The sequence below is a fragment of the Nostoc sp. KVJ20 genome (assembly GCF_001712795.1).
Lineage (GTDB): Bacteria > Cyanobacteriota > Cyanobacteriia > Cyanobacteriales > Nostocaceae > Nostoc.
Map to the genome: position 1 here is coordinate 72308 of NZ_KV757605.1, position 23826 is coordinate 96133.

Annotated in this window: 15 protein-coding genes; 6 read left to right on the forward strand and 9 right to left on the reverse strand. The window is 42.4% G+C overall.

Annotated features, from left to right (window positions below; translation table 11 throughout):
* The first annotated feature begins 11 nt into the window (after nt 1-11).
* The gene (locus A4S05_RS12930; RefSeq protein WP_069070232.1) at nt 12-488 is read left to right on the forward strand and encodes a hypothetical protein; all 477 of its coding nucleotides are present in this window, start codon (nt 12-14) and stop codon (nt 486-488) included.
* A 104-nt stretch (nt 489-592) separates the two neighbouring features.
* Here the strand turns inward: A4S05_RS12930 and A4S05_RS12935 are convergent, their stop codons facing one another.
* Both A4S05_RS12935 and thrC read right to left on the reverse strand, forming a co-directional pair.
* Nucleotides 593-1459, reverse strand: coding sequence for an SDR family NAD(P)-dependent oxidoreductase (locus A4S05_RS12935; RefSeq protein ID WP_069070233.1), 867 nt, complete (start codon nt 1457-1459; stop codon nt 593-595).
* A gap of 436 nt (nt 1460-1895) precedes the next feature.
* Nucleotides 1896-2987, reverse strand: a complete 1092-nt coding sequence (thrC, locus tag A4S05_RS12940) for a threonine synthase (RefSeq protein ID WP_069070234.1) — start codon at nt 2985-2987, stop codon at nt 1896-1898.
* A gap of 635 nt (nt 2988-3622) precedes the next feature.
* On the opposite strand from thrC, the gene A4S05_RS12945 reads away from it, so the two are divergent.
* Nucleotides 3623-3814 (forward strand): hypothetical protein, encoded by a 192-nt coding sequence (locus A4S05_RS12945; protein WP_069070235.1) that lies wholly within the window; start codon nt 3623-3625, stop codon nt 3812-3814.
* Nucleotides 3815-3914: 100 nt separating this feature from the next.
* On the opposite strand, the gene A4S05_RS12950 is transcribed toward A4S05_RS12945, so the two are convergent.
* Nucleotides 3915-6275 carry a hypothetical protein gene (locus A4S05_RS12950; RefSeq protein WP_069070236.1) on the reverse strand — a complete coding sequence of 787 codons (2361 nt, stop codon included), beginning with the start codon at nt 6273-6275 and terminating at the stop codon, nt 3915-3917.
* A 304-nt stretch (nt 6276-6579) separates the two neighbouring features.
* On the opposite strand from A4S05_RS12950, the gene A4S05_RS12955 reads away from it, so the two are divergent.
* Both A4S05_RS12955 and A4S05_RS12960 read left to right on the forward strand, forming a co-directional pair.
* Nucleotides 6580-8241, forward strand: coding sequence for an iron uptake porin (locus A4S05_RS12955; protein WP_141699713.1), 1662 nt, complete (start codon nt 6580-6582; stop codon nt 8239-8241).
* Between the two features lie 1109 nt (nt 8242-9350).
* Nucleotides 9351-12587: a leucine-rich repeat domain-containing protein gene (locus A4S05_RS12960; protein WP_069070238.1), complete on the forward strand. Its 3237-nt coding sequence runs from the start codon at nt 9351-9353 to the stop codon at nt 12585-12587.
* Nucleotides 12588-12617: 30 nt separating this feature from the next.
* On the opposite strand, the gene A4S05_RS12965 is transcribed toward A4S05_RS12960, so the two are convergent.
* Together A4S05_RS12965 and A4S05_RS12970 are read right to left on the reverse strand one after the other, a co-directional pair.
* Entirely contained in the window at nt 12618-15455 is a 2838-nt protein-coding gene (locus A4S05_RS12965; RefSeq protein ID WP_069070239.1) for a bifunctional acetate--CoA ligase family protein/GNAT family N-acetyltransferase, read from the reverse strand.
* A 31-nt stretch (nt 15456-15486) separates the two neighbouring features.
* On the reverse strand, nt 15487-15942 hold the full coding sequence (locus tag A4S05_RS12970) for a hydrogenase maturation protease (RefSeq protein ID WP_069070286.1): 456 nt from the start codon (nt 15940-15942) through the stop codon (nt 15487-15489).
* Nucleotides 15943-16263: 321 nt separating this feature from the next.
* Between A4S05_RS12970 and A4S05_RS12975 the strand changes: the two genes are divergently transcribed.
* Nucleotides 16264-18075, forward strand: coding sequence for a pyridoxal-dependent decarboxylase (locus A4S05_RS12975; RefSeq protein WP_084227096.1), 1812 nt, complete (start codon nt 16264-16266; stop codon nt 18073-18075).
* 716 nt (nt 18076-18791) lie between these two features.
* The gene (locus tag A4S05_RS12985) at nt 18792-19862 is read left to right on the forward strand and encodes a photosynthetic reaction center family protein (RefSeq protein ID WP_069070241.1); all 1071 of its coding nucleotides are present in this window, start codon (nt 18792-18794) and stop codon (nt 19860-19862) included.
* An 82-nt stretch (nt 19863-19944) separates the two neighbouring features.
* Here A4S05_RS12985 and A4S05_RS12990 read toward each other — a convergent pair whose 3' ends face one another.
* The 4 genes from A4S05_RS12990 to A4S05_RS13005 all read right to left on the reverse strand — a co-directional run bounded on the left by A4S05_RS12990 (nt 19945) and on the right by A4S05_RS13005 (nt 23786).
* On the reverse strand, nt 19945-20805 hold the full coding sequence (locus A4S05_RS12990; RefSeq protein ID WP_069070242.1) for a sulfurtransferase: 861 nt from the start codon (nt 20803-20805) through the stop codon (nt 19945-19947).
* Between the two features lie 231 nt (nt 20806-21036).
* Nucleotides 21037-22485 carry a Ni/Fe hydrogenase subunit alpha gene (locus tag A4S05_RS12995; protein ID WP_069070243.1) on the reverse strand — a complete coding sequence of 483 codons (1449 nt, stop codon included), beginning with the start codon at nt 22483-22485 and terminating at the stop codon, nt 21037-21039.
* A gap of 79 nt (nt 22486-22564) precedes the next feature.
* Nucleotides 22565-23185, reverse strand: coding sequence for a CP12 domain-containing protein (locus A4S05_RS13000; RefSeq protein ID WP_069070244.1), 621 nt, complete (start codon nt 23183-23185; stop codon nt 22565-22567).
* Between the two features lie 148 nt (nt 23186-23333).
* Nucleotides 23334-23786 (reverse strand): hypothetical protein, encoded by a 453-nt coding sequence (locus A4S05_RS13005; protein ID WP_069070245.1) that lies wholly within the window; start codon nt 23784-23786, stop codon nt 23334-23336.
* Nucleotides 23787-23826 lie beyond the last annotated feature (40 nt).

Consider the following 23826-nt stretch of genomic DNA (forward strand, 5'->3'; position numbering starts at 1 on the left):
ACTATTTATTTATGAATCAAGATTTAACACAACAGTGGTTGACAGAAATCCAGACAATTAAAGAGCAGATGGCAGAGTTGCAACACGACCGCGATGCAGCTTGGGAAAGTGCCCAAAAATGGCGTCAGCTTTATAACACAGAAGCAGAACAGCGCCGCACAGATGCCCAATTATCCCAACAGGCGATCGCTTCTCTCAAGGCAGATTTGCATAAACTTAAGGGTATTGAAGCAGAGACACTGGCTGCTGGGACATCAGTTACAGCGATCCAAGAAGAAATAGAACAGCTAAAATCTGTGGAGGACTTGCAAGCTAAACTCATCGCGGTAATCAAAGAACGCGATCGCTTTTTCCAAGCTTTGAAAACTGAGCAAGATAACCACGCCCAAACCCGCAATAGCCTTACTACTGCCTTGGGCGATGCTATTGATAGCTTGACACGTGAGCGATCGCTAGGAGTAGGAGACAAAGAAACACCAATTTCTTAAGTCCGCGCAGGCGGACAAAAGTTTGTGTAGCCGCGATTTCTAATCGCCAGGTATATTTGCTTATTGGTTTTAACCCTTTGTACTACAAAAAAATAGAAAACCTTCTATTTCCTAGGTATTTCTGCATAACCCCGATTTATTCCAATATTCAAATTTCCTCTACGCCTTGAATTCGCTTTTTCTATACCAATCAACCGATAAATTGTATTTACAAATGGTGGATAAATTTGTCCAATTGCAAGCAATAATTTAGTCATACTTTCGTTAAGCAGACCGCCATTGACTATTACCTCTGCCTGGTTTTGCTTAAGAGCTTTGATGACTGCATTTGCCACATCAGTCGGTATGGAAGTACCTGCAAGCTGAGGAATTTTTAAATCACTATCAACAGTCATCCCGGCTCTACTGACATATCCCGGACAGATCGTTGAGAGATTTACACCAGTACCAGCTAATTCTTCTCGCACAGCATCACCCCACATAATCAAACCAGCTTTACTCGCAGAATAAATGCTGTTGTAAGCAACTCCCTTTTTGCCGCCCAGAGAAGCAATATTAACAATATGTCCTGTCCCGCGTTCTAACATACTTGGCAGTAACAAACGCGTCAATTCCATAGGAGCAAGTAAATTAGTCGTAACTACTGACTGGATTTCTTCGAGAGAATAATCTACAAAAGTTCGAGAAATGATTATTGCAGCATTATTAATTAAAATATCAACTGGCCCTACAAATTTATTAATCTGATTCACTAGAGTAGAAAATTCTGTCACGTTTGTTATGTCAAAGGGAATACTTATTCCTTTACCGCCAACTATTTTGATTTCATCACATGTTTTGTCTAACCCTGACTTGGAACGAGAAACGCTGACTACAGTCGCTTTTTCTTTTGCCAAAGTACGAGCAATATATACTCCTAATCCACGCGAAGCACCAGTCAAAAGTACTGTTTTACCTTTAAGACTTGTCATGATAAATTCCTGGTATTTTAATGCTGCGAAAATTTATAGATTACGAACAACAAATAATTTATAAAGTCAGAAAATTAGGAGTAGCGATCAGCAAAATATATGATCAATAATTAATTCGTGCAAAATCGAGATAATACTTGCGAACCCTGCTCTTTATCCAGTAGTAGTCTGTCAATAAATAATTGATGGATAAATTTTCTGTAGAGACGGCGATTTATCGCGTCTCTCTAACCTTACAAGTGCCTGACTTTTCAAACCAATATTATGTCAGTGAGATACTTAATTGCAACTGATATGCAACACCATAAGTCTCTTTTGGTCTGGATAAAAGTTAAAGGGCAAGGGGTAAAGGTAAATTCAAACCCTTTCCCTTTGCCCTTTCTCCCTTAACCGAAAACTGTTATGAGTTACCTAACACTAACGCTTCACGTTAATCTTAAAATCCCATTGCCTCAGCGACTGCGCCCAATTCTGCTGCAATACCCTGTTTAAATTGACTGTGATTGTGTTTAATGGCTGTATCTGGGTCTTTGAGACCATTGCCTGTGAGGACACAAACCACTGTTGCCCCTGTGGGAATTTGGTCTTTCACTTGCAATAAACCGGCTACAGAAGCGGCGCTAGCGGGTTCACAGAAGATACCTTCTGATGCTGCTAAAAGTCGATAAGCGTCAAGAATTTCTGCATCGGTGACGGCGTGGAAATTTCCCTGACTTGCGGTTTGGGCTGCGATCGCTAAATCCCAACTAGCAGGGTTGCCAATGCGAATTGCTGTCGCTAGGGTTTCGGGATGCGCCACTGGCTGTCCATGTACCAAGGGGGCTGCACCTGCGGCTTGGAATCCCATCATTCGGGGTAAGCGATCGCACTTTTTGGCTTGATGATATTGACAAAATCCCATCCAATATGCTGTGATATTCCCGGCATTGCCCACGGGGATACATAGCCAGTCTGGGGCATCACCCAGCGCATCAACGATTTCAAAGGCTGCTGTTTTCTGCCCTTCTAGGCGGTAGGGATTGACCGAATTCACCAAAGTGATTGGATAGGTTTCAGCCATCTCGCGGACAATTTCTAGGGCTTGGTCAAAATTACCTTTAATTGCCAATACTTCTGCCCCGTACAGCAACGCTTGAGCTAATTTGCCCAGTGCCACATAGCCGTCGGGAATCAGTACAAAGGCATTCATGCCCCCACGCCTCGCATAAGCGGCGGCGGCGGCTGAGGTGTTGCCTGTGCTGGCACAAATTACCGCTTTTGCCCCCGCTTCCTTGGCCTTGGAAATTGCCATAGTCATCCCCCGGTCTTTGAAGCTGCCGGTAGGGTTTAGACCATCGTATTTTACAAAAACCCGAACTTGTCTGCCAATACGTTCTGCGATCGCTGGCACTGGTATTAGCGGTGTATTTCCCTCTAATAGAGTGACAACCGGTGTTTTTTCGCTGACGGGCAAATATTCGCGATAGGCTTCTATCAGTCCGGGCCAGGGTTGGCGATAAGATGTAGCAACAGACAGGCTCAAAGTCACGGGATTTAAAATTTCTTAATGTAAGGATTGGATATTTTAGAGAGGGTGGGATCAGGAAGTGCAAAATAGGGAAGAGGAAGAAAGTGAATTTTTCTTTGCTAGTTCCCAGTTAAGAGTCCCTTAATTCCATTAAGAATATTATTTTTTGTGGTGCAGGCGTTTCACTTGCTATTTTTTATTTTATTTAGAACGTCAGTTTATCATAACCGCCACAGTGACATTAGGTTCAACAAATTAGCTTGGGGCAGAGAGGAAAACTCTTCTCCCTGCTCCCTTTCTTCTGCCCCATTCCCCATTCCCCATTCCCTTGTGGATCGAGTTTTTCATAATTTGGCGTAATTCTTGATAGAGTCTACATATAATTTCTTGCGTAAATTCACCAAAAACAGCGATAATAATTCGTACAAGCATAATTGACAGGCTATCAATTAAGTACCATCTCACTGGATGGAAGCTTTACACACTTGGGGCGATGTTTTATTTGGAACACAGCCATTATGATCACCGTCTCTTATGATTGAACCCAAAATCCATTAGAGTAATTGATTGAAAATACACAATAATATAATAAAGCTGAAAAGAGCATTATTATATTATTTCTAATGGTGTGAGTTAAATTGTGGATTTAATTAGCGATGCCTACTTGTTTATCTAATGTTTCCGATCGCGAGTCCCAGGCTAACTGGGTCAGTAAGTTAACCAAGTCTTACTATCAAGACGATCAGCAAGCTAAATTGATGCATTTACAGGCAGAGGTAGACTCTCTGTTGCAGCAGTTGGAAAACCTGAAGCACCAACGTCTAGCCGAAACTAACCAACAACAATAAGTTAGTCTTCTAGATAGCGATGTCTACGACGGGCTACGCCTACGCTTTTCCCCTCTTTAATTTAAATTTGAGTAACGGGGAAATTTGAGTCAGGGGTGCGTTATTCAAAGCGCTGATTTTTCTCTGACCAGCGCTTCAAACTGTAATTATGAGCATTTTCTACCAACAAAGCTAAGGATTGCACCCCTGAAAGCTTGGCGATCGCAGAGAGTCTTTGTAAGTAATTTCCTGTAAAATCAGTGTAAATGACTTTATTCCGATCAGATAAAATTATAGTCCGGTCACGGCGTTGCTCTGTGTTCTCCCCCTGAATTGCAGGTTTAGACTCATTCAACGATGTTATTGCTTCTGGTGAGATAGTCAGTATTATTTCTGGTTGAGCGTTATTTGTTAAATCAATCACTTGAACAGGCCAGTTACCCAATTTTTCCTGCATCTGTTCAAAACTAGGAATAGCACCAGCCGGAACTTCACCAGATTGCTGTAAAGATTTCCACAAACTCGATAGCATTACCTTCACCCCTTGGGGATTTTGTTGATATAGTTCCCGTAGAGTAATGGGAGATGGTTGCACCCATTCTAGTGCTGCATTGGTCAGGGCTAAAGGTTTTGGTTGAAGAACATCGTTTTGATTATCTGGAATTTTTGGGCCAGCAGCTAATAGGCGCAAAACTTTACCCCGTAGTTGCACTGCTTTGATAGCGGCTATAGTAATTTGTTGTTCTCCATTTGGTAACCAGACCACAATCTGGATTTCAGGGTCAGAAGTGATGCCCAAAGTTTTCCCCAAAAATTTAGCGGACTCAGTTTTGGGTAAGTTGAAATTCTCAAAAGGGAAATTTAGCCAGCGTTTTCCGTCATTAAATGCACTCACCTCCACCTGATACCAAACTTGGTTATCTGTGAGTTTCAAATCTGCTGAGGAATTTGTTTGCAGCCAGTCGGTGTTAATAACTTGAGTGATTGGTTGGACTGTACCAATAATCTGACTAGGGTGAGTAGAGGATATTTGCGACTTTGTACCCTCACCATTGAGTCTTGCTAACAGACTTTGAATATAAGCAAGATTATCTTTTGTAATTTTTGGTTGCGCCTTTAACCAAGAATTAGCATGTCCTTCTCCCCGCTGAACTGCTAAAATCAAAGCGAACCAAGCTTGCACCTCTCGTCTATTTGGGTTCACCCGCAACGCCGCCGCTGTGCGATTCCACAACCGTTTTTCATCAGCTTTGAGTAGGGTGGCAATTTCTTGGGCATTATGTGGCGACGCTTCAAACACCTGTAAAGCCTTCTCCCAGCGACCATCAATCAAATCTGCTAGTGCTTCTTGACTAGGACTTGCCCAATTTTTTTGGGCTTGGATTTTGGTAAGTTGGGAATGCAAACGAATCAAATCCATTTGCGCTTGCGCCGCCTCTGGTAAAACTCCCTTGCGCTGTTTTTTGATTGACTTCAACCATTCAAAGGCTGGTGTCCACAGTCCACTACGGGCAATTGACAGGGCATTTTGGTATGCAGAATCCTTGAAAGCTGGTGATTTGAGGGTAATTTCCTCCAATTGAATTGGTTTGAGGAATAACTTCAGAGGCTTGACTTGATAAACCTGTAAGTGGGGTTCTAAACCTATAGTTTGATCAACAACTAACTCTTTTGTACCATCACCAGTTACCTGCTGCCATTTGGGCAATTGTCCATTAGGACTAGTCCAAGACAACATTTGTAGTAAATTCGTGCGTTCTGGATTGTAGTATACAACGTGACCGTATGCGAACGCACCAGTTCCTTGTTGGCGTTGACCCCGCAAATCAAACCAAACCCCTGGTGATGGTGTCCCACCTTCAAAACGTTGTACCTTATTTAAAGGTAGAGGAATATTAATATCTTGGGGTTCTAATGTTCCATCAAGTAAGGGAGAAATCACAAAGGATTCATCTGGGCCAGTTATAGGTAATTGAGTCGCTAGATAGTAGTAATTTTCTGACTGAGATTTAAACTCTAACTCTTCTGAGCGCTCGTAAACCCTGAGTTCCACCAGTTCTTCACAATCAGATTGACAATTAGCACGCTGCTGAAAAACTGGCAGTAAAAATGATTTTTTCACATCTTGATGTAAAGGCAGAGTTTCCCCAAATATTTGGTTTTTTTTACTCAAATCGAGTTGAATTTGTTCGAGAGTTTGGGGGCGTTCGTGATTACCAAGGGGGATTTGCGCCCATGCAGGTAAAATTTTATTTAGCCAGCTTACCTGGTCTGGATTGAAAATGAAGAGAACGCTAATCCAGGCAAAAGCCATAATTAGACTAGCACTACTTAACAGAATTGCGATTGCTAGCGTTGACGACAAACAATTTCCCCGTTTTAGTTTTTTCTGGGGTTTTTTAACAACGCTTTTCATCGCACCTGCATGAGGTTTATTTTGTTTAGAGGCTTTTGGTGTCAGCTTGCGTGAACGATTTGCCATAGATTAGGAACTGGGGATTAGGGATAAGGAATTAGGGATTGGGAATTAGGGATTAGGGATTGAGAAAACTCTTTCCTAGTCCCCAGTCCCCAATCCCCAGTACCTAGTCCCCAGTCCCCAATACCCTGTTATACTCGTCCTTTCAGAAGTTGCCCAGAAGCATTAAGTCTAATTTGGGACAAAATCCGTAAATGTCCCCATGTGAACCCTAGATGATCGCGAATACACTCTTCACTTAAGTATGTGAGCAGAGTGTAAAAAATTGAAAGGTAGACTTATTAGCCGCAGTCATCGCAAAACCTGGATGCTCGCATGGTTACTAATTGCGGGAGTACATGGAGTTGCACAAAAAGCACTAGCACAAGAATACATAGATACAATAACTACTCAGGAGTCAGGAGTTAAGAGCGATAATATTATTCCCTCATCTCCCTCCCCAGAAGAACCGATGGCGCAAGTTACATCGGTTTCTCAACTCAAGGACGTACAACCAAACGATTGGGCATTCCAAGCATTACAGTCTTTAGTAGAACGCTATGGTTGTATAGCTGGCTATCCAGATAGTAGCTATCGCGGTAATCGCGCCTTAACTAGGTATGAATTTGCCGCTGGTGTGAATGCTTGTTTAGATAGAGTCAACGAATTAATCACTACAGCCACCAACGATTTAGTGACTCGCGAAGATTTAGCAATATTACAAAAATTGCAGTCAGAATTTTCCCCTGAATTAGCAACTTTACGGGGTCGTGTCGATAGTTTAGAAGCCAGAACAGCCGAAATCAAAGCCAACCAATTCTCAGCAACAACCAAACTCAACGGACTACTAATAGTTGGCGTTCAAGGACGGACTAGCAATCGTGGTGATGTAAATCCTAGAAATGGACAAAAAGATACAGATGATGCGGGGACAAACACTAATGTCATATCCCTCGCGCAACTATATTTAACTAGCCAAATCACTCCCAATAGTTACTTGTTTACAGGTCTTATAGATGGTAAAGGAAGAACTACGCCTAGATTTACTAATAGCGTTTCCCGAAATGACGTTTTACTTGGCTACGAATTTCCTACAGATAGCTTGATTGTAAGTGACCTCAATTTGCATTGGCTGGTGACAGATAAATTAGCAGTAATGGTGGGAACAGAAGGCGTAAGTATGCCAGCTGCTTTCCGAGGCCCCAATCGGGTAGAAAGTGCTGCAACAGGGCCGCTGTCTTATTTTGCCCAAAGAAACCCAATTTTAAATATGGGATACGGTCACGGTGGTATAGCTATTGATTGGCAATTTACTAAACGCGCTAGTTTGCAGGCAATTTATACTAGTTATCAACCAGGAAATCCTGGGACAGCTAGTGGTTTATTTGATGGAACCACCACTACAGGTGTGCAATTACTGCTGACACCAACTGATACTCTCGATTTAAGTTTGTATTACGTTAACAATTACTCTTCTGATGGTTGTTTACTAACCTTTGTTGGCGATGAATGCTTAACTACAGTTAATACCACTACCGGAAGATCAGCACCGCTGCAAACTAACGCCGTGGGTGCGACTGTAACTTGGCAAATTTCTCCCCGCATTAGCGCAGGTGCATGGGGTGGTTATACTAAATCTTATATTCCTGGGCAATCAGGAAATGTAGAAACTACGAATTATATGGTGTTCATGAATTTCCCTGATTTATTTGCTAAAGGTAATTTGGGAGGAATTTATGTTGGTCAACCTCCTAAAATTACCAGTAGCAACTTACCTGTGGGGAATAATGTCCCTGATTTTGTAAATAGTGGTTTAGGACGTGCAGGTGGACAACCAGGAACGACCACTCAAATCGAGGCATTTTATCGTTTTCAGCTAACAAATAATATCAGTATTACACCAGGAATAATTCATATCTTAGAGCCTGGTCATACACCAGATAGTGACTCAGTTACTATCGGCATTTTGCGAAGTACTTTTAGTTTTTAATTTTTTGTAAATAAAAAAGGTTTGGCGGTGAGCCAAACCTATATATAAATCCAGTGCATAACAACATCCCGAATTAATTTACTCATTATTCTATTCATAGGGCATCTTCCTATAGGATGTGTGCAAATATCCTGAAACCTGATAAGACATTACTCCAGTATTATTGAATACCTAAAATATAAAATTAATCTGCCATAGGTTAGAGGCTATGGCAGATTAATTTAGATGTTAAAATTAGCAAAAAAACTAGCAGTATTTTTATATCCAGAACTTACATTAAAGCGATTTTTCGAACTAGCAAGCAAAATAAAAGACGGGATGGTTTATCCCGTCTAAATAGCTTGAAAGTGGAAATACACCTTGAACTGTGGAAAAATAGCACAAATAAAACTCAATAGATTGTAAGGCTAGCAAATAATCTTAACAGAAAATTTTAGTTGAGCTTAGTTTTTTTTAATGTTTTAATTATTTGCATTCTAGCAAATATATCATATTTTGCTTTGAGTGTAATGCCAAAATGCCAAATAATCAGCAATAAAAAAGACGGGCTTTAGCCCGTCCTATGTATAATAAGTAAAAACATCTTGGTAATTTCTGCAATATATCAAAATACTCTAATTACAATGTGCCAAATTGCCAAATACTTAGCAATAGAAGATGAATATTAATTTATCTGTAATTGGATATTTTTATCAGCTATAAATTTTACTATCAACATAAATGAATAGTTATCTAGATTGCCTCCTATTCGGTGTAAACTATCACAATAAGAAGAAGAGTAAATTGTGAAGACTTGAGAGGTTTGTCATTTCAAGGGGCTGGGTGTTTGCTCATCTCTACTAATTTGCAGCAGCGATCGCAGTAGCTCGGTTTTTATACCTTGATTCCTTAACGCCATTGTTGTTGCGGTGCAGAACGCAGGTTTTATAGAGTAGAAGCGATGAAAACCCCTGTATGAGATTTGTTTGCTCTATTTTCACCCTTGGCGTTGCTTGCTGTTTATTAGAGTGTTAGGCTGAGATTTTCTGGCTAAACCACCTGTATAGGCTGTTACTCAGAAAAAGTCTGGCTATTACTCCGATTTTGGTAGTGAGAGAAAGGATTTGGTCATGGCAAGAGATGAGGCTTATCGGGAAGCAGAGCAGCGTATTGAAAAGGCAAGGCGAGAGGGAGCAGTAGAACTCGAACTCAGCGATATGGAACTCACTGAGATACCAGAAGCGATCGCATCCCTGACACAGTTGCAACAGCTTGACCTCTCTCACAACGAACTGACGGCACTGCCAGAAGCACTCGCATTCCTGACCCAGTTGCAAGAACTTAACCTCTCCGAGAACCAATTGACAGAACTGCCAGAGGCGATCGCATCCCTGACTGGGTTGCAACAACTTAATCTCTCCCACAACCAATTGATAGAACTGCCAGAGGCGATCGCATCCCTGACTGGGTTGCAACGGCTTTACCTCAACAACAACCAATTGACAGAACTGCCAGAGGCGATCGCATCCCTGACTGGGTTGCAACGGCTTCACCTCGGCAACAACCAACTGACCGAACTGCCAGAAGCGATCGCATCCCTGACTCACTTGCAAACGCTTGACCTCTTTGAGAACCAACTGACGGAACTACCGGAGGCGATCGCATCCCTGACTCACTTGCAAGAGCTTGACCTCTCCAGAAACCAATTGACGGAACTACCAGAGGCGATTGTTAATCTAATCCAATTGCGTAAGCTTTCTCTTCTAAATATAGTAGAAGAAGGTAAGTTAAAATCACTACCACATTCTATTGGTCAACTAGCTAACTTAGAACACCTTGATTTAGAAGGCAACAAGTTAACCTCCTTACCGGAGTCATTAGGTCAACTCTCTAACCTGAAAATCATAGAAGTTGCCCATAATCTGTTGAGCGATTTACCATATTCGCTTGGACAACTTCATAGTTTGCAGATACCTAGACTTCACGGTAACCCTTTTAACCCTGAACTTGCTGCTGCAAGCAAACAAGGCACTGAAGCAGTCTTGCAATACCTGCGGACAAAGGCAGAAGCACAGATAACTCTGAATGAAGCCAAACTGATCCTAGTTGGGGAGGGTGAGGTGGGCAAGAGTTGTCTGTTGGGTGCATTGCGGGGGGATGAATGGGTAGATGGTCGCCCCACAACTCACGGGATTGAAATTAAACCTGTAATCGTCACCGATCCCGATAGTGGCACAAAGATATCACTCAATGGTTGGGATTTTGGCGGTCAACGGGTTTATCGACCAACGCACCAGTTGTTTTTCAGTGCGCCAGCCGTGTATCTAGTTATCTGGAAACCACGGGAAGGCCCCCAGCAGGGCTTTGTCAAAGAGTGGATTACGCTGATCAAAAATCGAGAACCAGATGCAAAGGTGTTGGTAGTTGCAACGCACGGCGGCCCCGGACAGCGACAACCGGACATTGACAGACAAGAAATTCTTGATCAATTCGGCAAAGATACGGTAATCGATTTCTTCCATGTAGACAGCAAACCCAACCAGGATACGACGGATTGCGCTGGTCTTGCAGAATTAAAAGATACTATTGCTCGTGTCGCTGCATCTCTTCCCGAAATGGGGCGATCCGTTCCAGCAAAGTGGCAACGGGTGCGGGAAACTTTGCAGACAAGTGACAAAGCCTATCTACCGTATGATGATGTCATTGCCATCTGCGCTGAACAGGGAATCGATGAGGAGCAAGCAGAACTGTTCCTTCGCATCTCCCATATATTAGGGCATTTCATCCATTACCATTACGACCCAACACTACGCAATATCGTCATTCTCAAACCCGACTGGCTAGCAAAAGCGATCAGCTTTGTGCTAGATGATGAAATGACACGCAAACGCAACGGTTTGGTGGAATTTCAGCATCTCAGCCAGTTGTGGAGCCATCCGCCATTTGCAGGCGAAGAAGGCTACCTTTCAAAATTGCATCCAATCTTTCTGCGGCTGATGGAACGCTTTGATCTATCCTACAAAGTGGTTTTCGAGCCGTCAGAAACTAGCAATACCAGCCTCATCGCTCAACTTGTTCCCGACACACGCCCGGAGTCATTGCCCAATTGGGGAGAGCAACCGGAAGCCGGAGATAGACAACAGGTGCAAATCTGCCGCATTGTGGACAGTCGCGGACAGTTTGCAGTAGCAGAAGGGTTATTTTACCAGTTGATTGTCCGATTGCACAAATACTCACTGGGACGGGCAAATTACGAAAACAGCATTCACTGGCAACGGGGCTTAATGCTTGACAATGACTACAACGGTCGGGCATTGCTGGAATATGTTGGCACTGATGTAAAAATTACAGTACGAGCAGCTTATCCAGAAAGGTTTCTGTCGTATCTCACGGAAGAGATTAAATGGCTAGTCGAGAATTTCTGGGAAGGGTTGCGTTGTAATGTGATGGTTCCCTGCATTGAAACTTGCGGTATGAATGCCCCTGGAAACGGACTGTTTGAGGTACAAAAACTAATTGAAAGCAAAAAGAAAAATCGTCATGAGTTCCCGTGTCCCATTTCCGGGTGTGGCGAATGGCAAAACATAGACCGACTGCTAAATAATGCGCCGACTGCTCAACCCCCATCTCAAGAAATTGGCATTGAGCAGTTCCGAGACATTGTGAAAGACGAGTTAAACGTCATCCGCCAAGATTTGGTTATGTACGATCGTCTAGATCACGCGCGTTTTCAGGTATTATCTCAGGAGCAACGCACCATTTTAAGCCAGGTCGATCAGCAGTTTGCAGAACTGATGCAAATGCTCACCGATGAAGCAAAAGACGGCCCGCGCCTGTTCAGCTTTCAGCCTGTCGATCCGAAATTTTTTGATCGCCCCAAATGGATTAGTGCCAAGTTTCAACTCACCCTCTGGTGCGAACACGCACGTCAGCCACTTCCAGCCTTAAATCCTGATGACAAGAAAAAGGGAGTCTATGAATTAGACTTGCCGCGTGAGTGGTTCACCAAGGCAGTCCCCTATCTCAGAATTTTGACCGGAACCCTGAGCCTAGTCTTACCTGTGGCAGGTTCGGCAACTAAATTTATACTGGATGATACCACCTACAAAGCCATTGAAGAACAACTCGATTTGGGACAGAAAAGCATCGAGTCTACCTTGAAGGGAAGTGATATGGCTTTAACTGGAAAGTCCAAGAGCGATGCCACCTTCTTGGAAGGCGATGCAATCCGCGCTCAAGGCTCGATTTTGCGAGAATTACACGCCCTTCTGAAACAAAAAGATCCTAGTTTTGGTGGTCTAGTGCGGGTGCAGAACAAACGCCGTGAATTTCTGTGGGTTCATCCTCAATTTGTCGATGAGTATTAATTTTATGTGAGTCTCCAACGGAGGCGCACGTTAATTTTTGGGGTGAAATGTTTTGATATCGATTTCGGTTTTCAGTACAGTTGGATCATCTGTGTGTTGAATACGAAAACCTAGTTTTTCACAAACTTTTTGCATACCGTAATTATCAACCAAAATATCAGCAGTAATTTTATTTAGTTGCTCATCTCGACTAACTTGCAGTAACCTTTGTAGTAACTCGGTTCCTATACCCTGGCATTGAGAGCGATCGCTAACCACAATAGCAAATTCTGCCTCATTCGTACTATGTATTTTACTTAATCGACCAACTGCCAATATTTCCCGTGTCTGCGTTTCGGGATTTTGAGATTCGACAACTAGAGCTATTTCGCGATCGTAATCAATAAAGCATATACGTGTTAGCCGTTCATGGGCTACTCTTGACTGGAGCTTAATTAAGTGAAAATATCTGAAATAAACACTTTGCTCTGAGAGTGTCTTGTGAAATTGCACCATCAACGGCTCATCTTCTGGACGGATGGGACGAATGGTAACTGGAGTGCCATCTCTCATCGTCCACTTGCTGACATATTGTGTGGGATAGGGTCGAATCGCTAACTTTGGTAGTTGGTCTTCTTCAACATTTGGTTCGTGGAGGATAATCCGCGCATCGAGGGCAATTAATTGTTCAGATGAAGCCAGCAACGGGTTAATATCGATTTCCTTAATCCAACGCTGTTCCACAACTAATTGACTAAATACCACCATTAATTGTTCAAGGGCAGCTATATCAACACTTTTGCGTCCCCGGACTCCTTTCAGCGCTTTGTAAATCTGCGTTTGCTCCATCATGCGCCGCGCTAAAGTGGTATTGAGGGGTGGAAGTGCGATCGCGCGATCATGAAAAACTTCAACTAGTTGTCCCCCTGTACCAAACAGCAACACCGGGCCAAACTGTGCATCCAGACTACTGCCAATAATCAGTTCATAACCAGCCATTTTTACCATCGGCTGCACAGTTACACCCAAAAATAATTCTGTAGAAACGCGATGAATCCCATCTCTTGTAGAGACGCGATTCATCGCGTCTGAATAATCAGGGTCGTGTTGTAATTTATTCTGTAAAGAGGATTCAATGTTGCGGTAGGCTTGTCGTACAGCTTCAGCATCTCTTAGATTTAACTGCACACCGCCAACATCAGTTTTATGAGTGATTATCTCGGAAAAGAGCTTTAAAACAACTGGATAGCCAATTGTTTCAGCACATTGAACTGCTTCATCCTCGCTTTTAGAAACGCAAGTTGCAACCACCGGAATACCATAAGCAGCTAAAATCTGCTTCGATTCAAACTCTGTAAGAATAGTTCGCCCAGCCTGACGGGCTATTTTGATAATTTTTTCCACACAATTACGGTCTGGTATCCCTGAAGCGGAATCAAATACAGGCATTACAGGAGTTTCGTAGATACCGCGCAGATTATAACTAGACTGCCACATATAACTAAATATCCGAGCAGCAGTATCAGGGTAAGGATATGTGGGGATATGGCTACGATTGAGAATCATCTCACCTGCTGCAATATCTGCTCCTCCCATCCAACTAGCAAGGATAGGTTTACCAGCTATATGTGCGTAGGGTTTCAATTGCTCGGCTGTTTGGGTGGGTTCTGTCATTGCTTGAGGAGTGAGAATCACCAATAAACCATCACTATTGGGATCTTTCGCAGCAATTTCCAATGCTTTGGTATATCTCTGTGGGTCAGCGTCTCCTAGAATATCAATCGGGTTGCCGTGACTCCAATGTGCTGGTAATAATTGATTAAGGGATGCGCTAGTTTCCTCAGAAATTGGTGCAACTTCTCCACCTGCTGCAATCAAAGCATCAGTAGCAAGTACCCCAGGCCCACCTGCATTAGTTAAAATTGTCAGCCGTGGCCCTTGGGGACGGGGTTGTTTTGCCAGCACCTCTGCCATATCGAACAAGTCAGAGATGCTGTTGACGCGCAACACCCCACAACGTCGGAAAGCTGCATCCAGAACCTCATCACTTCCTGTCAGTGCGCCAGTATGGGAAGCTGCTGCTTTAGCTGCTGCTTCAGTCCGACCTGCTTTTATGACAATAATCGGTTTAGTTAAAGCAACTTCCCGCGCTGCTGACAAAAACGATCGCGCATTCCCAATTGATTCCATGTAAATGACAATACTTTTGGTATGCGGGTCATCACTCAAATAGTAAATCAAATCTCCCCAACCCACATCCAACATTGAGCCAAGAGAAATAAAGGCGCTAAAACCAACGTTTTCCCGAAAACTCCAATCAAGGATAGCCGTACAAAGCGCTCCACTTTGACTAATAAAGCCCACATTCCCAGGACGCGCCATTGTACTGGCAAAAGTTGCATTTAAACCTGTGCGTGGACTCATCACACCTAAGCAGTTCGGGCCAATAATCCGCATTTTGCCCCGATGTGCTTGCTGAAGTATTTGCTGTTCTAAAGCGATACCCTCTGCACCAGCTTCTTTAAAACCAGCACTAAGAATAATTGCACCTTTGACACTTGCATCCACACACTCAGCAATAATACCTGGGACTGTTGTTGCGGGGGTGGCAATAACTGCTAAATCCACCAGTTCTGGTACATCAAAGATAGTCGGGTATGCTTTGATTCCCAAGATGCTGTGCCGCTTGGGATTGACAGGGAAAACAGTTCCACCAAAAGGATTGCTAATCAAGTTCCATAGTAGAGTGCGTCCAACACTACCAGCTTTTTCGCTAGCACCAATTACAGCCACACTTTTTGGTGCAAAGATATCATCAAGGGGATTCGCTTTCTCAGTTCGCAAAATATCATAGGCGCGATCGCCAGATGACTGGATAGGCTTTTGCATGAGTTGCTGTTACCTGTGGTGGAAATATATTTTAAACAAGTAAGCTGAAATTTTCGTCTATAATCTGGGTAATTTTTTGTAAAGCGATAGCTACTCCAATTTCAGCAAATGGTGATAAGTAGCAACCTAATTCAAAGTTTACGCCTGGTACTTTGATCCACCAAGCTGGTGGACAACGATTATAAAGAGCTTGAGTGAGAGCTAAGAGCGATCGCGGATCAGCTGTATGTCCAGCAATCATTTTGAAAGATTCAGGTGAAAGCAATTGTACCTGTACCTGAGAACTTTCAGAGGTGAAACAAGCATCGATAAAGATTGCCAAATTAGCATGGGCTAAAGCTTCAGCCAGTTCGGGGGTGAGTTGATGGACAGCCAAAGATTTCACTTTTGATAGATGCAACGCCTTAGCTACTCGTTGCCCAATGCCATCATCACTACGTAACTCATTACCGTAACCAATTGCGTAGGCGTAGCCCGTCGTAGACATCGCCTCCGGTGGAGCGTAGCCCATCGCATTAAAATTCATACTTTTTAGCTATCCAACACTATTCTGAAATTAGAGACAAAACTTGAGGAACTTGTGAGGAGATAGAGAAGCTTGGAAGAAATGCTCACAATTTCCTCAGATTGTTGACATATAAATAAACCTGTGAGTCAACATTACAACTGATCAGTACTCTGTAGCAGAAATTATGACTACAGGCGATCGCCTATAGTCAAATTCTCTCCAGTCAAGACAAGAATTGTGATTTTTATCAACAACCAAGCATCTCTATAGTCTGGTGAATCTTTTGTTTGGAGGATGATGATGAGCATAAGTGATGGAAAGAACTCAGAAAATCTCAAAAATCCCCTGCTTTTTACGTTAGAAGTCGGATTATGGCAGCAAACGGTGTCTGATTCGGCTATTGTTGGTGATGCTGCGATCGTGTCACCTCCCACGAAAGATTCTTGCTCTACATACCCCACAGTCCCTGGTATTAGTTACAAAAATTTCGAGCTATCTTCAACAGGCTTGACCCCCGAACAACGAAAAACCGCTCTGGTTCAATTACAAAACTATGAGTCTACCCAGAGAAATTACTTCCTCGGCTATCAAGTCAACCAAAGCCTCAACTATGAAGAAGACTTAAAGCCGTACCTCAACTACCACATTAATAATGTCGGCGACCCTTTCCAAAGCGGGAACTATACCATCAACAGTAAGTTTATGGAGCGTGCAGTATTAGATTATTACGCCTCGCTGTGGAATGCGCGTTGGCCCCACGATCCCAATGATCCAGAGTCTTACTGGGGTTATGCTTTAACAATGGGTTGCACCGAAGGTAACTTATACGGTTTGTGGAACGGACGTGATTATTTAGCTGGTAAGTTCCTACTCAATGACCCTACCGTTGAAGAAGAAGCTAGACAAGCTAGTTTAGCAGGTCAGCCACGCTCAGTAGAGCGCCGCCTCATCTATCAGCAGACACCCGTTTTAGAAAATAACCCAAACGCTCACACTCCAGTTACATTTTATTCAGAGGACACGCACTACTCAATTATCAAAGCCATGCGCGTGATGGCTATTCAAAATTTTTACGAGATTGGGACTGAAAAATATCCCCAGGAAAATCCACTAGCACCAGGTCAACCTTGGCCAAAAGAGGTGCCATCTCAAGGCGGTAACGATGGCCCTGGCTCGATTGATATGGAATCACTGTGCAAACTTGTCGAGTTTTTTGCCGCCAAGGGATATCCGATTCTCGTGTGCTTTAACTACGGCACCACATTCAAAGGTGCTTATGACGATGTAGAAGCAGCAGGCAACGCTCTGCTTCCTATTTTAAAAAAATATGGTCTTGATGAACGTAAGGTATATTATGATCCCGAAGATCCGACCAAGTATGATATTCGCAGTGGTTACTGGTTCCATGTAGATGCTGCGCTCGGTGCTGCCTATATGCCATTTCTTGAAATGGCGTATAACATGGGCAAAATCTCGCAGCGTGGCCCGAACTTTGACTTTCGTCTGCCCTTTGTCCACTCCATCGCTATGAGCGGACACAAGTGGATTGGCGCACCACTACCATGTGGGATTTATATGACCAAGACAAAATATCAGCTGCGTCCACCCGACGATCCAGAATATATAGGTTCTCAGGATACTACATTTGCTGGCTCTCGCAACGGCTTCTCAGCTATACTTCTCTGGGACTATCTGGCAAAAAATTCTTACGAAGCCCAGGTTAATAAGGTGCTTTATACCGAGAATATAGCTATCTATGCATACTTACAATTAAAGACCCTCGAAGAGAAACTGGGCGAGGATTTGTGGGTGAGACACACGCCACTATCACTTACTATACGCTTCAAACGTGCCAATGATGATATTGTCTTTAAATATTCTCTATCGAGCGAGACGTTGTATGTGAAAGGTCATAAGCGTGAGTACTCGCATATTTTCATCATGGCGCACGTTACAACTATCCTGATTGATGAATTGATTCAAGACCTCAGTCAGGCTGGTGCTTTTGGGAAGCAGGAAGAAGAAAAGCCAGAACTGGAAACTGATATCTACGTCACTCACAAGCCAAAAAAACTGATCCACGTTCCACATACTGGTCGTGGCTTTAAATAATTAATACTGTTATGAACTACCCCTATCTCAACGAAATTAGCCAGAAGTTAGCCAGGGGTTTTTACATCCCCTGACTTAACCTGAAGTGAATTCGACGGCTCATATAGTATCTGTCTACTTAGCTGAAAAATACCTCTCCTTGGTTTGACCAACTCAGTGCTGAGTGCTGAGTAAATTTAAGAAGTACTCAGTACTTCGCACAGGGCGTAAAAGCCCCGCAAGAGTGTGGGCGGAATCTTCTTATAGAGAGAAGGTTGATACCCGCGCATAGTGTGGGCGGTCAACTCAGCACGGGCTAAACGCCCCGCTATCCATGTACAGCACTTGGAACTCAGCACTCTTCATTACGCAAAACCTTCCCTCTCCAACTCGGAGAGGGACAGACTTGAACTAAAGTTCAAGGTAGGGAGAGGTTCATTGAAAGCTCACGTTAGCCTGAGATTTTTGACGCAACATCCCCCAGTTCCCTGATGCTTCCTGCTTTTTTGCGGGTATGTGAATCTGAGTTTTGACAAAATTTAAGTTGTAATCAGCACTGTATTTCCTCACAAGTTCCTCAAATTCTTTTTCTAATTTCAAGATAAAGATGCCCAACTATTGCATTAATTAGCTTGAAAATTTGCGAAGCAACAAATATAGATTAAGCAAAATAGATAGGCATCTGCCAAAAGTAGTGAAAAATTTTTGAACTTGGAATTACTTAGGAGCTACACACCATGAGTACCATTGTTCAACCTCAAAGAGAATTTAATTTTTTTGATTTCTGGGATAGTTTTTGTCGCTGGATTACTAGTACAGAAAATCGGATTTACATCGGCTGGTTTGGTGTGTTGGCGATTCCCACTTTGTTGGCTGCCACCATCTGTTTTATTTTGGCTTTTATTGCCGCTCCCAGCGTAGATATGGATGGCATCCGTGAGCCAATCATGGGGTCATTGATGGATGGTAATAACTTAATTACAGCCGCAGTTGTACCAACCTCTGCTGCCATTGGTTTGCACTTTTATCCGATCTGGGACGCGGCATCAATGGATGAATGGCTCTACAATGGTGGGCCATATCAATTGATTGTGCTGCATTTTCTCATTGGTATTTGGTGCTATCTAGGGCGATTTTGGGAACTAAGCTATCGTTTGGGAATGCGCCCCTGGATAGCAATTGCCTATTCTGCACCCGTCATCGCCGCTACTTCCGTTTTGCTAGTTTATCCCATTGGCCAAGGTAGTTTTTCTGATGGTTTACCTTTGGGAATCACTGGAACTTTCCACTTTATGTTGGCTTTCCAAGGTGATCACAATATCCTTATGCACCCGTTTCACATGTTGGGTGTAGCAGGTATATTCAGTGGCGCACTCTTTAGTTCTTTACATGGTTCTTTGGTGACTTCAACACTCATTCGGAAGACCGATGACAATGAATCAATTAATGCCGGATATAAGTTAGGTCAAAAGAAATTTACCTACAAGTACCTATCAGGACACTCTAGCTTTTTGGGACGGTTGTTGATTCCTATCTTTGCTAGTAAAAATCATCGTGCTTTCCATTTATTATTAGCAGCATTCCCAACGATAGGTATTTGGTTCGCAGCAATGGGTGTATGTTCGATGGCGTTTAACATCAATGGGTTAAACTTTAATCATTCCATCTTAGATAGTCGGGGTGAAGTAATTAGAACCAACGCTGATATACTGAACCGTGCCAATCTGGGTATAAATGCAATGCACGCTCCTAATGTCCATAATTTCCCTTTAGTTTTGTCTAGTGGTCAACCTATTCCAGTTAGTTAAAGATTCCATCCATCCATTTTTATGGTTGTTTTAAACCTGCCTGCAATTCTGATATTAGTCAATATTGCAGGCAATTTTTTTCTCAGAGCCGGAAACATGTATTATCAATAGGTAGTGAAAAATCACGCGACCATTCATTCCAAGAGCCAAAATAATTTCTGGCAGAAATTCCCGCCTCTTCAAGGGCTATTAATGTATTCGCAGCCCTTGAACCCTTAAAGCAGTAAATATACACAATGGACTCTGAAGTAATACCTACTGACTGACAAATTTCTCGGATTTCATCTGGCGATCGCAACGTGGGGATTTCCGATTCGGAATTCATCAGATGATGCCATTCTAACCATACAGCGTTAGGGATTCTGCCTTTGCGGGGACAAAAATCAGGATGATAGGGAGAAGAACTCAACCCAAGCCATTCATTGCGATCGCGCACATCTAATTTAATAATTGCTGGATTGTCAATTGCTTGCAACATCTCGGCAGTAGTCACCATTATGTCAGCATTGGGATGCAATCTAAATATGCTGCTTTCACGTAATGGTACTTCATCGGTAGTAGGTAATCCCTCTGTCAGCCATGCTCTATATCCTCCGTGTAAAATAGATACCTGAGTGCAGCCCAAATACTTCAGTAAGAAAGCTGCTCGACAAGATTGACCATAACCTCTATTTAAGGCATCTTCATACACAATTAACCGTTCCGCACCTGATATTCCCAGCTTGCTCATAATTTCTGCAAAATACTCTTGTAGTTCTTTTAATCCTGCTGGGGAGGAATTCTCTAAAAGATAGGTGAAAAAATCTCTAATATTTAGGGATTGAGGAATATGAGAGATAGCATAATCTTCGGGGCTTCGCGTATCGATAATGACACTTTGTAACGATTTTTCTGCTGACAGCGACGTGAGTTCTTGAGGAGAAATGAGGAGTTTTGTATTCACGCTTTCATGCTTCTATTATTCTAGCATTAGGCATTATCGCGCCCGATAGATTTGCATTTTGGAATGGAAATCACAGAAGAAGAAATGTTAAATGTTACGAGAGAACTTTTGAGGCTGTGTTGTTTTCAAACAAGAGTTCAGAATTCAGAATTCAGAAGTCAGAATCCAGAATTCAGAAGTCAGAATTCAGAATTCAGAAGTCAGAATTCAGAATCCAGAATTCAGAATAGATTAATCTCGGCAAACTTCATTTACAATATTTCCATCTTTCCCAATTAATTGAATATGTAAAGGCATTTGTCCTGCCGCATGAGTTGAACAACTCAAACAAGGGTCAAAAGCCCTGATTCCTGCCTCAACACGGTTTAACATTCCTTCAGAAATTTCTGAACTGTGAATAAAATGTCGGGCAATTTGCGCGACTGTACGATTCATTGCTAGATTGTTTTGACCTGTGGCAATTACTAAATTTACTTTCTGAAGTAAGCCATTCTCATCAACTTGATAATGGTGAAATAATGTCCCACGTGGTGCTTCACTTACACCCACTCCTTCTAATTGATTAATGCCAGCATCAGCACGCAATTTTTTAGACATTAAATCTGGGTCATTTATAATAATTTCTATGCGTTCAATGCAAGCTAAAATTTCAATCAACCGGGCATAGTGATAGAAAAATGATGAGGTAGCAGTGCCTTTACCTCTGTCTCTAAATTCTCTCAATTCTGTATCAGCTAAAGGTGTACCAATATGACTGCAAATATTCAGACGTGCTAGCGGCCCCACCCGATAAATACCACTATCTAAACGACAATGGTCGCTCTGGTCAGGATAACCTAAAGGACGATAGTAAGGAGACTTTAAATAAGAATCTGGTTGAACTGCTTCACCAATAAATTCTTGATAATGAATTGGATCGAGTTTATCAGCAATAATATTTCCAGCGCTATCTACAAAACGAATATGTCCGTCGTAGTTCTCCCACAAACCATCAGGAGTAACTAAACCCATAAATAAGCTAGGAAAATTCCCAAAGATTTGCACTTCTTTTTGATAATCATTGAGTAAGCCTTTAAATCTACCCAGTGCATCTAATATTGTGCTGCGTACTTCTGGAATGCGGTTCTGAATATGGGTGCGTCCTTCTTGCGATAAGGGTTCACGGACACCACCAGGAACCGCCCATGATGGATGTATTTTTCGCCCTCCCAATTGTTCAATAATTTCTTGTCCAAATTGACGTAAGCGGATTCCGCCACGCGCTAATTCTGGTTCAGCTGCAATTAAGCCAAATACATTGCGTTTTTGAGGGTCGCTATCCATCCCTAATAATAAATCTGGGGCGCTGAGGTGGAAGAAACTCAGGGCGTGGGATTGGATAATTTGTCCCAAATTCATCAAACGGCGCAATTTTTCCGCAGCTTTGGGAATTGTAACAGCAAGGATGCGATCGCCTGCCTTTGCTGATGCTAATAAATGACTCACCGGACAAATCCCACAAATCCGCGCCGTAATTCCTGGCATTTCCCAAAGCGGGCGACCTTCACAAAACTTTTCAAAACCACGAAATTCTGTGACATGAAAGCGAGCATCGCTCACTTGTCCTGTATCATCCAAGTAAATAGATATTTTGGCATGTCCTTCAATTCGTGTAACCGGATCGATAATAATCTTTTTCATGACTATCTTAATTTTGGATTTTAGATTGACCAGTTTTAATTAAAAATTAAAAATTAAAAATTAAAAATCTAAAATTCGGTCAACCACTACACCAATTCTCATAAATTTCTTTAGCTTCTGGATATTCATCGCAATATTCTTCAAGGGCTGTTTTCACGACTTTCTCTGCTCGTTGATGTGCTATCTCGGCTTGTAATTCCTCGATCGCATCCCAAGCAGCAGCACATTCTTCTGAACGGATGCCTTTTTGATCGCAAATAACACGAGCTTTTTTAATTTCGTCCTGAAGCTGTTGTTCTAATAAGATAGTATGAGGTTGCTCAAGAAAACTACTATTAGCTAGAATGTCAACAAGGGAAATGATACCCAGTAGTTCGCCCTGAATAACAGGCGCTCTCTGCAAATTATGGTCAGCAAATAATCGTGCTATGTATTCTAAGCCAAGGTCAGGATTGACGACGATACAAGGCTTAGTCATCACTTCATGAACACGCACACTACAGGGATCTTTACCATAAGCAATCACTTTATAGACAATATCCTTTTCAGTAATCATGCCGTAGGCGTCTTGTTCATGGCGACGATCTACAACCAGCGCTTTCCAGTCCCTTGTTCTTAAGAGTTTGACTGCTTCCGCCACTGTTGCGGAACTACGAATCGTAGCAACATCTTTAGTCATAATGTCAGATGCTTTCAACATAATGCTCTCCAAATTTCTAATAAAGCCGTAGCCACATAGGTTAGGACATTTTGAAAACCCCAAGGCTAGGAATAGTAATACTTTTACCTCCTGCCTTCTGCCTCCTGCCTCCTGCTATAAAGCTAATGCTATACGGGTTTAATAAAAGCTAAAAATGTGAGCTTTCTAAATTTCCTTGTGATCTATTAGCCCTGTTATGCAGTCGCATCCATTGATAAGCAGTAATGTTTAATAATAAACCCACGAAGAATAACAAGACCATCAAGGCTATCTGATACCAGAGAAGTGGCTGGACAAATAAATCTAAAATCACGTGTAGTAAGTTCATAATGCTGTAAAAGATAGTTAAGCCAAAATGCATAACTCGATAACGTTTTGAATCGGTAAAAGTAGTAGCAATAATTGCCAACATTGGCAGCACAAAAAAACCTAACATCAGCCACATAATTCCAGAAATATCATTGATGGTTTTGGCTGGTTGAGATTCGACAACAGGTAAACTATGAAAAAGCGGTATTAAATTCAGCTGTGTATGAAACAGTGTTCCTAGTAGAAATACTGTCCAAAGAGCAATGATTCTTTCCCGATAATTAACTGCCATAATTGTTTATAAATTTGTTTTACAATTGCCTCACTTTCAA

Coding starts and splice junctions, on each gene's coding strand:
- A4S05_RS12930 (WP_069070232.1), top strand. CDS start 12: ATGAATCAAGATTTAACACAACAGTGGTTGACAGAAATCCAGACAATT.
- A4S05_RS12935 (WP_069070233.1), bottom strand. CDS start 1,459: ATGACAAGTCTTAAAGGTAAAACAGTACTTTTGACTGGTGCTTCGCGT.
- A4S05_RS12945 (WP_069070235.1), top strand. CDS start 3,623: ATGCCTACTTGTTTATCTAATGTTTCCGATCGCGAGTCCCAGGCTAAC.
- A4S05_RS12950 (WP_069070236.1), bottom strand. CDS start 6,275: ATGGCAAATCGTTCACGCAAGCTGACACCAAAAGCCTCTAAACAAAAT.
- A4S05_RS12955 (WP_141699713.1), top strand. CDS start 6,580: ATGCTCGCATGGTTACTAATTGCGGGAGTACATGGAGTTGCACAAAAA.
- A4S05_RS12960 (WP_069070238.1), top strand. CDS start 9,351: ATGGCAAGAGATGAGGCTTATCGGGAAGCAGAGCAGCGTATTGAAAAG.
- A4S05_RS12965 (WP_069070239.1), bottom strand. CDS start 15,455: ATGCAAAAGCCTATCCAGTCATCTGGCGATCGCGCCTATGATATTTTG.
- A4S05_RS12970 (WP_069070286.1), bottom strand. CDS start 15,942: ATGTCTACGACGGGCTACGCCTACGCAATTGGTTACGGTAATGAGTTA.
- A4S05_RS12975 (WP_084227096.1), top strand. CDS start 16,264: ATGAGCATAAGTGATGGAAAGAACTCAGAAAATCTCAAAAATCCCCTG.
- A4S05_RS12985 (WP_069070241.1), top strand. CDS start 18,792: ATGAGTACCATTGTTCAACCTCAAAGAGAATTTAATTTTTTTGATTTC.
- A4S05_RS12995 (WP_069070243.1), bottom strand. CDS start 22,485: ATGAAAAAGATTATTATCGATCCGGTTACACGAATTGAAGGACATGCC.
- A4S05_RS13000 (WP_069070244.1), bottom strand. CDS start 23,185: ATGTTGAAAGCATCTGACATTATGACTAAAGATGTTGCTACGATTCGT.
- A4S05_RS13005 (WP_069070245.1), bottom strand. CDS start 23,786: ATGGCAGTTAATTATCGGGAAAGAATCATTGCTCTTTGGACAGTATTT.